Annotated in this window: 12 protein-coding genes; 1 reads left to right on the top strand and 11 read right to left on the bottom strand. The window is 59.8% G+C overall.

The window, feature by feature from the left end; translation table 11 throughout:
• Positions 1-279: 279 nt before the first annotated feature.
• From pyk to JQ604_RS26230, 7 genes are all read right to left on the bottom strand, one after another.
• Positions 280-1,695: a pyruvate kinase gene (gene pyk, locus JQ604_RS26260; protein WP_212363507.1), complete on the bottom strand. Its 1,416-nt coding sequence runs from the start codon at positions 1,693-1,695 to the stop codon at positions 280-282.
• Positions 1,696-1,765: 70 nt separating this feature from the next.
• Entirely contained in the window at positions 1,766-2,551 is a 786-nt protein-coding gene (locus tag JQ604_RS26255) for an SDR family NAD(P)-dependent oxidoreductase (RefSeq protein WP_212363505.1), read from the bottom strand.
• 27 nt (positions 2,552-2,578) lie between these two features.
• Positions 2,579-3,607, bottom strand: coding sequence for a TRAP transporter substrate-binding protein (locus JQ604_RS26250; protein ID WP_212363503.1), 1,029 nt, complete (start codon positions 3,605-3,607; stop codon positions 2,579-2,581).
• Positions 3,608-3,660: 53 nt separating this feature from the next.
• Positions 3,661-5,511 carry a TRAP transporter large permease gene (locus JQ604_RS26245; protein ID WP_212363605.1) on the bottom strand — a complete coding sequence of 617 codons (1,851 nt, stop codon included), beginning with the start codon at positions 5,509-5,511 and terminating at the stop codon, positions 3,661-3,663.
• A 110-nt stretch (positions 5,512-5,621) separates the two neighbouring features.
• Complete coding sequence (locus tag JQ604_RS26240; protein ID WP_212363501.1) at positions 5,622-7,010, bottom strand: four-carbon acid sugar kinase family protein; 1,389 nt, start codon at positions 7,008-7,010, stop codon at positions 5,622-5,624.
• Complete coding sequence (locus tag JQ604_RS26235; RefSeq protein WP_349631146.1) at positions 7,007-8,350, bottom strand: ribulose-bisphosphate carboxylase large subunit family protein; 1,344 nt, start codon at positions 8,348-8,350, stop codon at positions 7,007-7,009. The genes JQ604_RS26240 and JQ604_RS26235 overlap by 4 nt, the downstream gene beginning before the upstream one ends.
• Before the next feature lie 141 nt (positions 8,351-8,491).
• A complete protein-coding gene (locus JQ604_RS26230) occupies positions 8,492-9,400 on the bottom strand; it encodes a LysR substrate-binding domain-containing protein (protein WP_212363499.1) in 909 nt (302 codons plus the stop codon).
• Positions 9,401-9,577: 177 nt separating this feature from the next.
• Here JQ604_RS26230 and JQ604_RS26225 point away from each other — a divergent pair, with 177 nt between their 5' ends.
• Positions 9,578-10,462 carry a 3-keto-5-aminohexanoate cleavage protein gene (locus JQ604_RS26225; RefSeq protein ID WP_212363497.1) on the top strand — a complete coding sequence of 295 codons (885 nt, stop codon included), beginning with the start codon at positions 9,578-9,580 and terminating at the stop codon, positions 10,460-10,462.
• Between the two features lie 196 nt (positions 10,463-10,658).
• Here JQ604_RS26225 and JQ604_RS26220 read toward each other — a convergent pair whose 3' ends face one another.
• From JQ604_RS26220 to JQ604_RS26205, 4 genes are read right to left on the bottom strand one after another with little or no spacing between them, the layout of a single operon-like run.
• The gene (locus JQ604_RS26220) at positions 10,659-11,639 is read right to left on the bottom strand and encodes an aldo/keto reductase (RefSeq protein ID WP_212363496.1); all 981 of its coding nucleotides are present in this window, start codon (positions 11,637-11,639) and stop codon (positions 10,659-10,661) included.
• 39 nt (positions 11,640-11,678) lie between these two features.
• Entirely contained in the window at positions 11,679-12,527 is an 849-nt protein-coding gene (locus tag JQ604_RS26215) for an N-acyl homoserine lactonase family protein (protein ID WP_212363494.1), read from the bottom strand.
• Positions 12,524-12,994, bottom strand: a complete 471-nt coding sequence (locus tag JQ604_RS26210) for a hypothetical protein (RefSeq protein WP_212363492.1) — start codon at positions 12,992-12,994, stop codon at positions 12,524-12,526. The genes JQ604_RS26215 and JQ604_RS26210 overlap by 4 nt, the downstream gene beginning before the upstream one ends.
• Positions 12,995-13,002: 8 nt before the next feature.
• Positions 13,003-14,052, bottom strand: coding sequence for an aldo/keto reductase (locus JQ604_RS26205; RefSeq protein ID WP_212363490.1), 1,050 nt, complete (start codon positions 14,050-14,052; stop codon positions 13,003-13,005).
• Positions 14,053-14,067: the final 15 nt, after the last annotated feature.

Here is a 14,067-nt window from a genome sequence, read left to right as displayed (position 1 = left end):
CCTTGTGCCACTAGCCAGATCAGATCCGCGGTTTGGAGGTTAGGTAACATCCTTCGGTTCTCCGACTACCCGCCATGAGAGCGAGCGAATGCGCTAGTAAGATGCGAGCGACCACGCGTCACTTGCCTAATTGAACCGTAGCAGCGCGGCAGCTTCCAAGGCCCTTTCCTTCGCATGGCTTTTAGTCTGCGAAGCGTAGAACCGCCACTGGGCGCGATGAGAGTGGACAAATGCCAACGACTAGTTGTAGCGGCGATGTTCGGTTAACGTTACAGAAACTCAAGGCACCGCCATAACGCGGATGTTGTTCGTGGTGCCGGCCTGCGCGAATGGGATTCCAGCGACGATCACTACCGTGTCCATACTTTCAGCGAACTGCTCGCCGACCGCGGTAGAGACGGCCCGAGACACCATCTCCTCGTAGTCGTTCACGTCGGTTGACGACACACTGTGCGTACCCCAGAGCAAGCAAAGCCGACGCGCAGTGTCCATGCTTGGAGTCACGGCAAGAACGGGAACATCCGGGCGGCGACGGGCAATGCGAGCCGCGGTCGTGCCTCCAGATGTGTAGACGACGATGGCAGAGGCATGGATCGCAGATGCTAAGCCCGCAGCCGCCGCGGCCACCGCGTGGGGAGCCGTGTGCTCCTCTTCCGGGCGCAACGCATCCACGATGGAGCGGTACATCTTGTGACGTTCGGTGCTGCGGATAATGCTATCCATCATCTCCACTGCCTCACGCGGGTACCGGCCTACGGCAGACTCCGCGGACAGCATGACCGCGTCGGCACCATCATAGATGGCCGTCGCCACATCGGATGCCTCCGCACGGGTCGGCGTCGGCGAAGCAACCATGGAGTCGAGCATTTGCGTGGCCACGATGACCGGCTTCACCGCCAATCGGCAGGCCCGCACCAATTCCTTTTGTCGGCCGGGAACGTCCTGATGAGGAATCTCGACGCCAAGATCGCCCCGCGCCACCATGACCGCGTCGGACAGACTAATAATGTCGTCGATCCGGTCGAGCGCCGCCGGCTTCTCGATCTTCGCGACGAGGCCTGCCCGATCCCCGATCAGCCCCCTCGCCTCAATGAGATCTCCCGGCCGCTGCACGAACGACAACGCCACCCAATCGACGCCCAGTTGGAGACCGAAATCGAGGTCTGCACGGTCTTTCGGAGTCAGTGGCGACAGATCGAGGATCGTCCCCGGCAGGTTAACTCCCTTGTGGTTGGAGAGCTTTCCACCGATGATCACCTCGGCTTCAAGGCTATCGCGACCGAGCGACTTGACACAAACTCGCAGCCGTCCATCGTCGATCAATAGATCATGCCCCGGCGCGGCCGCCGCAAACACCTCCGGATGCGGCAGCGGGATCGCATTCCGATCGCCTTCGGCGCCTTCCTGAACGAACCGGACGGTCTCGCCCGCCACCAGTGTCAGGCTCCCGTCGCGTAACGTACCGATGCGAATCTTGGGCCCCTGGAGGTCAAGCAAGATGCCGATCGGCCTGCCCGTCTCGATCTCCAGAGCCCGGATCGCGGCGTGGACCCTGGCATGGTCCTGCTTTGCGCCGTGACTGAAGTTGAGACGAAACGTATCGACCCCAGCTTCGAACAACTTTCGAAGCATGTCAGGCTCGCAGCACGCCGGTCCAACGGTCGCTACGATTTTTGCTCGGCGATTTCGGCGCACGTGAGTCACTCCATCGGCAAATCAGGACCCGCTCCCGGACGAAGCGGTTCCTCAGGGCCCTCTATCCCGGCTATCGCGGCGGCGCCTTGTCCGGCCCGAACATCAAGCCGGCCTCGCGGAATCCTCCGTCGACGTTCAACGTATGGCCGTGCACGTATCGGCTCTCGTCCGACGAGAGGAAGACCGCGGCATCGGCAATTTCCTCCGGAAGCCCATAGCGACTCATCGGAATGAGATACTCATAGGCCTTCCGCGTCGCCGGATCGTGCGCCGTCTTGGCCATCTCGGTTTCGATCGCTCCTGGCGCGATATTGTTGACATTGATCTTGTGCTGCGCGAGCTCGACCGCCATGACCTTCGTGAGCAACTCCAGCCCCGCTTTGGCCGCGCCATATGCGGCTCGTCCGTTTCCGCCGCGCTGTCCCGAAAGCGACGCAATGTTGATGATCTTTCCGCCGCGGCGCTGATTGACCATTTGGCGCGCAACTGCCTGCGCGACGATGAATGCGCCGGTCAAGTTGATCGAGATCATTCGTTGCCAATCCTCGAGCTTGATTTCGAGGAAGGGCGTATTGCCTCCGATGCCGGCATTGTTGATCAGGATGTCCAATCCGCCGCACTGCTGGGCGATCTCATCCAGCAACTCGGTCACAGACCCCTGGTCCGCCACATCCACCTTCAAGCCGAGATGCTCCCGGCTTGCGTTCTCAAGCATCGCCGCCGACACCTTCGCGCCATCAACGTTGAGGTCCGCGATGACAATGCGAGCCCCTTCCCGCGCCAATGCCTTCGAGATCGCGAAGCCAATACCGCGCGCGCCACCCGTGACGAGCGCTACCTTGTTGTTCAATCTCATGTCGATCTAACTCCCGCTCCGTCGTCCTCAGGTCAGCTTCCCGGTGGTGCGCTCAAGCGTCGTCCACAGTTCCTCGCCGTACTTTGCACGCCACTCCTTGTAGAATCCCGCAGTGCGAAGCGATTCCCGGAAGGCCGCGACATCAGGCTCGTTGAAGATGAGGCCCTTCTTGGACAGGTCGCCGCGCAAGGATGTCGCGAGCGTTGCCATGTCCTTTCTCTCGGCCATCACGGCATCGTTGATTGCAGTCGTGATGACCTTGCGGAGATCCTCCGGGATGGCCTCCCAGTTCCGCTTGTTGGCGACGCAGAAGAAGGCGTCCCACATGTGGCCGGTCATGGCACAGTATTTCTGAACCTCGAAGAGATTCGCCGTGAAGATATTTGCCAGCGAATTTTCCTGACCGTCGACGATCTTGGTCTGCAGCGCGGAATACAGTTCGCTGTAGTTGATCGTTGTCGGCGCGGCGCCAAAGGCCTGGAACATCGACGTCCAGAGCGCGCCGACCGGCACGCGGATCTTGACGCCCTTCAGATCGGCGGGGGTGCTGATTTGCTTCGTGCTTGTCGTGATGTTGCGGAATCCGTTGTCCCACATCTTGCCTACGGTTACGAGGTTCGCTTTTCCGATAGCAACCCGCAACGCATCGCCGAGCTCTCCGTCCATCGCCTTCCAGACGGCATCATAGTCGGGGAAGATGAACCCCAATCCGTAGATCGATGCCGATGGGACGATCGTCGAGAGAACATTGATCCCGGAATTGAGGAACAGATCGAGCCCGCCGGCGCGGAGTTGCGACAGCATGTCCGTGTCACCGCCGAGCTGGTTGTTGGGAAACACATTGATCTCCACCCGCCCCTTCGTTTCGGCCAGCACGCGTTCGGCCGCCTCTCTGGCGCGCGTCGTAATCGGATGAGACTCGGCGAGATTGAAGCCCCAGCGAAGCCGAAACTCCGCAGCCGCCCGAGCGCTCTTGATCGGAAATCCAACGCCAGTCGCCAGAGCTGCTGCCGTGGTCCCCTGCAGAAAAGTCCTGCGATTCAAAGTCCGTTTCATTGCTTCCTCCATTCTCTACGTGGTTCGTACTCTTATGGTCTGCGCATCACCGCTTACAGAAATCCCGTCGAGATCCACGGGACAAGCGCCACGATCACGAGCCCGATCAACAGTGCTGTCATGTAGCCCACGATGGGTTTCATTCCGGCGTCCGGGTTTACTCGGCTGATCGCGCAAGCTGCGTAGTAACCAACGCCGAACGGCGGCGCGAACAAGCCGACGCCCATCGCCAGTATGACGACCATCGAATAGTGAACGAGATCGATTCCGAGCGCTTGAGCGATCGGAAAAAGCAGCGGCCCGAAGAGAACAATCGCTGGGATGCCCTCCAGCACGCTGCCCAGTACGACGAAGGCTACGATGGACACCGCCATGAAGCTCATCGATCCGCCCGGCAGCTGCTTCATCGCCACGGCGAGCGCGCGCGAGAATCCCGATTGCGTCAAACTCCAGGCCATCGACGTAGCAGTGCCAATGATGAATAGAATTGCGCCGGACAAGCTGGCGGTCTCGACCAGCATGGGCTTGATCCGTCGCCAATCGAACTGCCTGTAGAACAGGACGCCGACGACAATCGCATAGAATATGCCGATCGTAGACACCTCGGTCGCAGTCGCCACGCCTTCGATGACCGCAGAGCGAATGACGAACGGCAACGCGATGGCCGGCACGGCAATCAGAAATGTCTCACCGATTTCCTTGGCGGAGGCACGATGGGCAAGGCTGCGGTCCTCGTTGCGGTACCTCCACGCGATGACGCAGCAGAGCGTAATCGCCAGGATGACGCCGGGGAGCAGGCCTCCGGTGAACAACGCCGCGATTGAGACACCGGTCACAGAGCCGATCGTGATGAGCACGATGCTGGGAGGAATTGTCTCGGTCTGGGCGCCCGTTGCCGCGAGCAGCGCGACGAGGTCTCCCTCCTTGGCGCCGCGACGCTTCATCTCAGGGAAAAGGACGGGTGCAACCGCTGCCATGTCCGCAGCTTTCGATCCGGAGATGCCGGAGACGAGGTACATGGCTCCGACGAGCACGTACAACAGGCCCCCGCGCACATGACCCAACAGACTGGCAAGGAATGCAACCATGGCCCGCGCCATGCCCGTCATTTCGATCAGCTGACCGAGAAAGACAAACAGAGGGACCGACAGCAGGATCAGATGGCTGACGCCCTCGTCAATGCGGCCCACGATGATGAGTGGCGGCGTCCTGGTCGTGAGCATCAGATAGCCGAACGTCGCCAGACCGAACGAAAAGGCGATCGGCACCCCGGTGAACACGGCGCACGCCACCACGACGACGAAGAAGATTATGAGATTGATGTTGCCAAGCGGCCCAAAGATCGGCTGGAGCAACCAAAATGCGCCCACGATGAACGCGACGATACCGATTGCAGACAAAGCCAATCTTGTGTCAGCGAGGCGAACGAGCCGAAGCAGTGCAAATATGCCCATCAACCCGAAGCCAACGGGTGCGGCGGTGGCGCGCCACGCATTGGAGAGGTCCATCGCCGGCGTCCTGACGATCGCTTCCTCGATGGCGTATTCGAGCGTGGCCGGGAAGAGCAGGACGACCAGCCCCAGCGATGCCGCCAACGCGATGGCGTCGAGTTGCGCCCGCATCCGGGGCGATACGAACGCGAATAGAGCTGTCATTCGCATATGCTCGCCCCGCCGCAATGCGATGGCGGAACCCAGCATCACGAGCCAGAGAAACAACATCGACGCGAGTTCGTCCGACCAGATGATCGGCTTGAGGAAGACGTAACGCGCCAGGACACCCGCAAACAGCAGCAAGATCTCGGCGGCAAGCAGTATGGAGACGCAAACCTCAAGCAGTCGGCCGATCAGTCGGTCGACGCCGTCTGCAGCCGCGAGCAGGCCGCTCTTGCTTGAGTTCTCCATGGCTTCTTCCAGAGCCGCGCGCGAACCAGCGTCGCCCGCACCATCGTGCGCAACCACGCCACCTGAAGGCATCGATGGGACACTCACGGCATCCTCCCTGTTCGTTTTTGTTAAATTTTGCCCAGCCGCCCGTGTTTGAAGAAATCTTCTTCGCCGAGTTGACCGCCCTTGAACGCTATCTGAAGTCCATCCAGCCGCCCGCGTGTCGCTCGGGCTCTGCAAAGTGGAACGCCCGGACTTACGCGGGCCGCAATTTCGAGGGCGTCTATGTCCAGCAGTTGCGCGACCTGGCTCGACGTGTCGCCGCCCGACAGCAGCAATCTCTTCAAAGGCACCGCATCGAGGATGTCACTGACGAGTCGTCCGAGCTTCCGGCCGAGATCGCGGCCGCCCTCATGCTTGGCGAACTCGCGAGACATTCCGCCGCCGACGAGCTTCTCAATCATCTTTCCGATCCGTGGGTCATCCGGACCGCGGGCGGTGTGCAATATGACGCTGCGTCCTTCCTTGAGCAGGGAAATGGCGCTCTGGACGATTTGGGTCGCGACGGCGCCATGCTTGTCGGCATCGAGCAAGTCGGCTGCATCGAGAGGCACTTCAGCAAAACCGGCCCGCACGGCGGCGTCGATCTGCAAGGCGGTCAGCGATGAAGCGCTGCCCGACACGGCGAGCACCTGGTCAACCGGGGACGGGTTACCGTAGGTTTCGGACGGCGCAGGAATGATCCCGGCCTCGCGCCACCATTGCATCAAGGCGTATTCCACGCCTGACGGGCCAACCACAAATGCGCTTCGATTACCGGCCGCGCGATCGGCGATCAGTCGGCCGACCTGCGTAAGTTGCGACGCATTCACGGAATCCAGCAATATTGCGTCGGGCGCAGATTTCGCCAGTTCTGCGAATCGGTCGGCGGCCCTCGCATGATTCTGATCAAGGAAGGGCAACGTGAGTTTTTCGATCTTGAGCGCTGCCTGCCGCGCGATATGGACGGCCAGATCGCTTTCGTTCATCGGCGTCACCGGATGAACGCTCATGATCGGGTGACGGTCGATTCTGTAGATGTTCCCATCCGTCCCGGATCGGGCGAATAGATTGCCGAAGAGGCAGTATCGTTGCAGTGAGGGCGTTCCGCCAACGATCGGGACCGGATCGTTGCCGAACACCGACTTTGCGATCTCGATCACCCGGCCGATGCTGCCGATCTCGGGCGAACTGTCGAAAGTCGAGCACACCTTGTAGTGCACGATCGGCGCACCGAGCGATGCAAGGTACCGGAAATCTCCCGACAGGCGCTCGGTCATCTCCGCGGGAGACATGCCGCGACTGACTCCGGCGAGGCCAACAACCTCGATGTCGCCGAAATGCTTCAAGACGTCTGGCGTCGGGGGACGTAGAAACAGCGCCGCACGAAGCCCGGCGAACGCCACAGCCTCCAGGGCGTCAGTCGACCCTGTGAAATCGTCGCCGTAGAATGCCAGCCGGTATCGACCTTGCGTCACGTCGCGCCCCCGAACTTCGAGAGGGCGAGCTGAAGTGGCCGATGGGATTTGGCGTATTCGGTTACTGACACGCCTTGAACCGCGGCTTCCCACGCTTCGCGCAGGCTCATGACACCATCAGCAATGCCACCGGGATGCCCCATGATGCCGCCTCCGGCCAGATGCATCAGATCGACACTTCCAAGCCGCTCGAACGTATCGCCGGCTTGTCCCGCCCATTGCCCTGACGAGAAGACCGGCATCATCGGCGTGACGCCTGAAAACGCCGACAGACACGACCTTGCCGAAGCAATGACCGAATCATCCGGCTCCCAGAACTTGCTCCTCAGGCCGTTGACATGCAGATGATCGACACCGGTCAGGCGCCATAGCTTTTGAAACGCGGCAAAGTCGAAGCCGAGCCACGGGTGGCGGGTAAACAGGCCCCATCCGTTGCGGTGACCGTGGATCGGTAGATCGGTGTATGTCCGCAAATGCTCGATTGCCGAAAAGCCGCACCAGTTCACACTCACCATCACGCACGTGCCGCCGGCTTCCAGCACAAGGTCGTGGCGACGTCGCATGTCGTCGATTGAGCCACTGATGTTGATCGCGTACATAGGCTTTCGACCCAACCGATCGGCATGCTTTTCGATGACGGGGAACACAGCCTTCAGACGCTCTTCAAAGGGCGCATACGGCGGATCCGCAATCAGTTCGTCGTCCTTGAGAAAGTCTATGCCGGCCTCGCAAAGCTTATCGACGAGCACGGCGGTCTCGGACGCAGACATACCAATACTGGGTTTCAGGATCGTACCGATCAATGGCCGATCAATAACCCCGGCCAAACGTCGGGTCCCGTCAACACCGAACTTCGGACCTGGAAAGCGCGCGGCGTAGCTAACGGGCATCTCGATGTCGAGGAGCCGGAGGCCCGTCGTCTCGCCGAGTTCGAACAGATTGCCCGCAACGGTCGCCAATAGCGTCGGGATATTGCAGCCTACATTATCAACCGGAAAGGCGATTTCGATTTCGCCGCGATGAAACGCTTTTGGACGATCCTTTTTCTCGAAGAAGGAACTGCGCAGAGTCGGGCTATCGACAGGCGGAAGCTCGGTGACGCTAATCACCCGGGCTCGCGATCGCTTCTTGAGCTCATCGGTCTCCCCGGGTAACGCAAGGAACGTCCCGCTCGACTGCTCCCCGGCAATGACTTCCGCTGCCCTCGCCACGCTATCGCCGGTCTCGACGATATATCGGGCGGTAAACTCGGATCGCGGACTATCGCTGTGCATGGTACGCCCTGTCGAGGTTTGCTGCGTTTCTTCCGAAATTTCGTCTCTTTCATCCGGACGGCCCACAGCACCGTTCGTATGATGGATGGGCACATCTGACCTTGAGTACCCCGCGGCAGCAAACGATATTGATGAAGCGAGATGTGAGAAAAACTCACATCATGCGATCCGCGGATCCAACACGGCTCGGGGCTTCGAAGGACTGGACTAGGCGTCCACGCTGCCCAGGGCCGCGCACATCTCCGCGGTGGCGGACATCTCGCGCGTGAGCCAGTTGGAAACCGCCCTACTTTCAGGACGGGTCGCCACGTGAGGAGCGGTCCAAAGCATCAACATTCGCTTGCCGGGAATGCTGCCGAATGGCGCGACCAGTCTTCCACTGTTGATCTCCTCGAGGACAAACATCGTGGGGACGAGGGCCAAGCCAAGGCCGCACAGCGCGGCCTGGATGAGCAAATAGAAGTGTTCGTAGGATTCTTGAATGCGGACATCTTGCCGCAGCCCCAACTCGTCGAGCCAGTCCGACCAGGCCTCGGGACGCGTCCGCGTCCCCAACAATCGGCAATCCGCGATGTCGCTTGGCCTTCTGAGCCTGTTAGCCTTCGCATAAGACGTCGCACAAACGGGCGAAATCCACTCCCGCGCAAGCTCTTTTATGACAACATCCTTGGGTGGTGTGATGGTGCTGGAGCGGATCGCGACACTCACTTTGTCACGGATGAAATCCACTTGATCGTAGTTCATGTTGAATTGGAGTTCGATATTCCTGTGAGCTTCGTGAAATCCCGCGAGGCGGGGTATCAGCCAATACATCATGATGGTCGCCGAACAGGAGACCGTCAGCGGTCCAGGCAATATCTGCTCGACACTACCATCTATAAGATTGAATGCAGCGGTGAGGCCTTCGGCCAGGCGACTCCCCTCAGGGGTCGGGTCTGTCGAGGAGGACGTTCGCACCAGGAGCGGAACGCCAAGCAATTCCTCGAGCGACCGGATATGGCGGCTGATCGCTCCATGAGTCACCGATAATTCGAGCGAAGCCGCAGTCATGCTGCGCAACCGCGCCGTTGCTTCGAAAGCACGTAACGCATTGAGCGAAGGCTTTGGACGCGCCATCCGACCCTCCAAACGACAACTCTAGCGGCTGTGAGCTTTTATCACAAGGGTGGCGTTAAAAGTCGTTTGGGGGTTCTGCGCCGGAGTCTTAAGCTGGCGCGACGCTCGATCATGGCTGGCCCAACCCACTACGGACGGCCTTGAAGTCTGCCCGATCGTTGGCATGAGGCATCAAGAATGGCGCACAAGAAGATGATCGTCGAGGCTCGCGTGAACGAATACGCGATGCGGGATGGAAACCCTCACGTTCCCTGGACGGCAGACGAAATCGCCGAGACGGCAGTTCGCTGCCGCGAAGCTGGGGCTTCAATTCTTCACTTCCACGCTCGTGCGGACGACGGAGCGCCGCTCCATACCGCCGAAAGGAACGCTGAGATCATCCGAAAGGTTCGGCAGAAGTGCGACATGCTGATACTGCCAACGCTCGGCTTCTTCGCCAACGACACCGACCCGAATGCGAGGATTAACTGCATTCTCGAGCTTGCCAAGGACCCGGCGACCAAACCGGACATCGTTCCGATTGACACCGGCAGCACCAATCTCGACGTATTCGACCGTGAGAAGCTCGGTTTTTCGCACGCCGATCGCGTTTACGAAAACCGAACCAACGCAGTGGAGCATTACTTTCGCTGCCTGAAGAATGCCGGCATCAAACCGAAGATGACCTGCTGGTCGATCGGCTTTGTGCGACGCGCGCTGGCATTCATGGAGATGGGCCTCGTGGCCGAGCCCGGCTACTTCCTGCTCAACATGACCGATGGGCCGTATCTCACCGGCCATCCCGGTACGCTCGAAGGATTGGACGCATTCTTGCCGTTCCTGCCCAAGACCGTCAGGCACAGCTGGACTGCCAATATTGTCGGCGGAAATTTGTTGGATCTGTGCGAGGGCGTCGCGAGGCGTGGCGGCAATATCGCTCCGGGGATTGGAGACTACCCATATATTGAGCTCGGCTGTCCGACCAACGAGGAACTCGTCCGCCGCACTTGCATGATTGCGCGAGGATGCGGCCGGGAGATCGCCTCGCCAGATGACGTCCGCGAGATCCTCGAAATCTCCTGATGCGGCGCATCTCGACACGAAAGGGTGCTGGAGAACGCCCTTCGGTAAAAATCAGCCAACGAGACCAAGAATTCTGCACATCTACGAGGTTCTCCCTGACTGTGCCGGGATCTTAATAGACCCCGGCACTTTTTTTGCGGCAGGTACGCTTGCGGGCGCAACCTCTCAGAATAAAGCGGTCCGATTGGGCTGCGCTCTATTTCAATCCAACCACGGTATGAGGCACGTAGCGCTCTTCCAGCCTGCCTATTTCATCGGATGTCAGCTTCAGGCCGAGCGCTGCGATCGCATCGTCAAGGTGCTGCGTCTTGGTCGCACCAACAATTGGTGCCGTCACTCCAGCCTTCGCAGCGACCCATGCCAGCGCCACGTGCGCTGGAGCCACTCGTCGTTCCATCGCAATATCCGTAACTGCGTCGACGATGCTCCGGTCGGCAGCTTCGGCATGGCCGTAGAACTGTGCCGTTACGTTGTCAGTATCGGAGCGAGAGCTTCTCTCAGTCCAGGGGCGGGTGAGCCGGCCCCGGGCAAGCGGACTAAACGCAATCACACCGACGCCTTCGTCCCGACAGAGCGGAAGCATTTCTCGCTCTTCTTCTCTGTAGAGAAGATTCAAATGACACTGCATGGAGACGAAACGCGCCCACGAATTCGCGTCAGATCGGTACAAAGCCTTGGCGAATTGCCATGCATAGACATTGCTCGCACCAATGTAGCGCACTTTCCCGCTTCGTACGAGGTCGTTCAAGGCTTCAAGTGTCTCATCGATTGGCGTGTCGTTGTCCCAGAAATGGATCTGGTACAGATCGATATAGTCAGTGCCGAGCCTCCGGAGACTGGCTTCCGCTTCGGCAATAATTGCCTTTCGCGAAAGGCCGATCCCGTTTGGTCCCGGGCGCATGCGGCCGTAGACCTTCGTAGCGATCACGATTTCGTCTCGCGGTACCATTTCCTTGAGAATCTTACCGACGATCTCCTCGCTCGTACCGTCCGAGTACACGTTGGCCGTATCAAAGCAATTGATCCCGGAATCGAGAGCCTTCCGGATGAATGGCCGGCTATCGCTCTCGCTTAGGGTCCAAGGATGATTCCCCCGCTCCCCGACTCCGTAACTCATGCAACCCAGCACAATCCGCGAAATCTTGAGGCCCGAACGGCCCAAACGGATGAAATCCATGAGCGATATCCTTCGGGCCCTACCAGCCCCTAAGCTGTTTCAAAGTGTCGTGATGTCAGTGATCCGAAGTCCACGATCGCTCAACCGAGACGGGAAGTGATCCTTGAGCTTTTCCTCGTGGACGGGGACGAGCCTCAGCATGTCGCCGCCGACGCCGGCGAGCATCTCTTCCGCCGTGAGGATGAGATTGGTCTGGCTTCCCGTCGCCAGTCCTGGCGGCACGAAGCACGGATCATCTCGATCGCCTCCGTGCAGGTTTTCGTAGGTGTAGACAACGTCTCCGGTAAGGACCCATCGGTCCTCTAAGCTTCCGCCGTTACGGACGACCACGTACTGCGAACCTGCCGTGTGGGTGTCAAAGGCGGGAAGAAGGTCGATATTCGGCAGGACGTCATGCGACGCCCCGTCCAGTACGACCAGTCGATTCTTCATTCCGAGATCCACGAGCTTCAAGACATCAGTAGGATTGATGCCGCCGAGGAGAGATCGAAAACGACGTCCCTTGGACAGGGCCCAGATCCAGCTCTCGATTTCGCGCTTCTGGATGTAGAACTTGGCGTTCGGGAAGTAGGCCAGCCCACCCATGTGGTCGAAATCAGCATGAGTTAGGAACACGTGTTGCACATCGTCGGGACGAATGCCGACGGCACCCAACACTTCAGAAGGGGGGGACCAACCGGTGACTCCGATGGTATTGGCGATCTCGCCTCCGAAATCCGACTGATCGTAGCCCGTATCAACCAAAGCGACCGTGTCGCGGCCACGCAGGAGCACATAGGCAAACGGCAGGTTCATGCTTCCGCTATTGTGCCGGCCGTACAGCACCCCGCTTGTCGGGTGTTTGGGACTGGCTGCGTATTCAAGCACGGTGATGGCATATCTTGTCATTCGGACGCTCCGATCAGAAAGTCAGCACCAAGGTTCAGTTGACCGCAGCACTGCCGCAGGTCGATCAAGCCTCCGCTACCGACCGGGCTCGCCCGACGCAGATGGCCCCAAGCCCTTGACAGCAAGCTCGCCTCGCTCGTGCGCAGATGCGGCGCCAAGGCGGCCGCCCGCGTCGGCAGCAGCAAATGCGCCGCCTGCTTCACGTGATGATGCTCGTGCCGCCGCTGCAGCGGCACCCGAACCGCTGCAAGAACATCGTACACCTGATCCGAATCGCCGGCGTCAGGCTTGCTTTCGTCCCCCAGATGCGACGTTCCGATGAAGTTCGCGAGAAGACGAACAGAGCGGTCGGTCACGACATCGCGCAGATAGCGGACGACCGGCCCGATCACGATATCGTACTCCGCGACCGCTGAACCAGGTGCAATGCCTTCGAAGGGATCGTCGGCACGGAACTGTGCGCCCACAAACCCGCTCACGAGGATTGCCCGCCTTCAGGAACCGGAGCATTCGATGGGATCAGTATGGAGGCCCTCAAATCCTGCCAGAGAGCAGCGGGTATCCGCGCCGAGACAGCGTGGACGTTCTGGGTAACCTCGCTTGTCGACTTCGCGCCCTGAACCACCGTGGCCACGGCGGGATGCGCTTGCACGAACTGCGTCGCGACGGTCGGCAAGTCAACACCGTGCCGTTCGCAAACTTCCTCGATTGAACGGACGCGCTCAAGGATAGCGCTCGGGACCTGCTGGTAGTCATAAGTCGAGGCCGCGGCCTTCGATCCAGCGGCCAGGATGCCCGAATTGTAGATGCCGCCCGCAATCACCGAGACATTCCGCGACCGCAGTTCGTCGAAGTGCCCATCGAGTGGTGCATGGTTGAGAAGCGTGTATCGACCTGCGATCAACGCGCAGTCAATCGGGAATTCGCGCGCTACTCCAACGACGGATTCGGTCTCGTTTACCCCCAGCCCTACCGCACCGATAGCACCCGAACTCTTCAGCTCCTCGAGGGCACGGTATCCGCTCTCACGGAGTTGGTTCCAGTAAAATTCTGCTTGATCGCCATGCCATGCGCGCCCGACGTCGTGGACCAGAAGCACATCGATATAATCGAGGCCCAAACGCTGCTGACTGTCCTCGAACGAGCGCATCACACCGCCGTACGTGTAGTCGTAGGTGTCTCTAAACGGGTATGGATCAACCCATTCGATGCCGTACACCGTGTCGAGCTTCGGTGTTCGGCTTGCGGGCTTGAGCACGCGGCCGCACTTCGTGCTCACGACGACCTGATCGCGAATGCGGAGGTCCCGGAGAGCACGGCCAAGGAAATGCTCGGCTTTTCCGAGACCGTACATCGGCGCGCAATCGAAATAGCGGACCCCGAGATCGAAAGCTGCCTTAACGACAGCTTCGAATTCGGAATAGGGCACTCCGACATTGAACCCTGAAAGAGGCACTGTCCCGAGCCCCGCGGATGTGACGGACACTTTAGTGCGGCCTAGAGTTCGTTTTTCGAGCGGAAGCATCGCTCTTCTCCTTGC

The organism is Bradyrhizobium jicamae (assembly GCF_018130695.1).
Taxonomy (GTDB): Bacteria; Pseudomonadota; Alphaproteobacteria; order Rhizobiales; family Xanthobacteraceae; genus Bradyrhizobium; species Bradyrhizobium jicamae_B.
Note: the sequence above shows the minus strand (reverse complement) of the source record. Positions and strands in the feature narration are given on the sequence as shown.

Bases quoted from the DNA above. Each gene is read 5' to 3' on its own strand.
- JQ604_RS26220 (WP_212363496.1), bottom strand. From the start codon at position 11,639: ATGGATTTCATCCGTTTGGGCCGTTCGGGCCTCAAGATTTCGCGGATT.
- JQ604_RS26230 (WP_212363499.1), bottom strand. From the start codon at position 9,400: ATGGCGCGTCCAAAGCCTTCGCTCAATGCGTTACGTGCTTTCGAAGCA.
- JQ604_RS26215 (WP_212363494.1), bottom strand. From the start codon at position 12,527: ATGACAAGATATGCCATCACCGTGCTTGAATACGCAGCCAGTCCCAAA.
- JQ604_RS26250 (WP_212363503.1), bottom strand. From the start codon at position 3,607: ATGAAACGGACTTTGAATCGCAGGACTTTTCTGCAGGGGACCACGGCA.
- JQ604_RS26255 (WP_212363505.1), bottom strand. From the start codon at position 2,551: ATGAGATTGAACAACAAGGTAGCGCTCGTCACGGGTGGCGCGCGCGGT.
- JQ604_RS26205 (WP_212363490.1), bottom strand. From the start codon at position 14,052: ATGCTTCCGCTCGAAAAACGAACTCTAGGCCGCACTAAAGTGTCCGTC.
- JQ604_RS26225 (WP_212363497.1), top strand. From the start codon at position 9,578: ATGGCGCACAAGAAGATGATCGTCGAGGCTCGCGTGAACGAATACGCG.
- JQ604_RS26245 (WP_212363605.1), bottom strand. From the start codon at position 5,511: ATGGAGAACTCAAGCAAGAGCGGCCTGCTCGCGGCTGCAGACGGCGTC.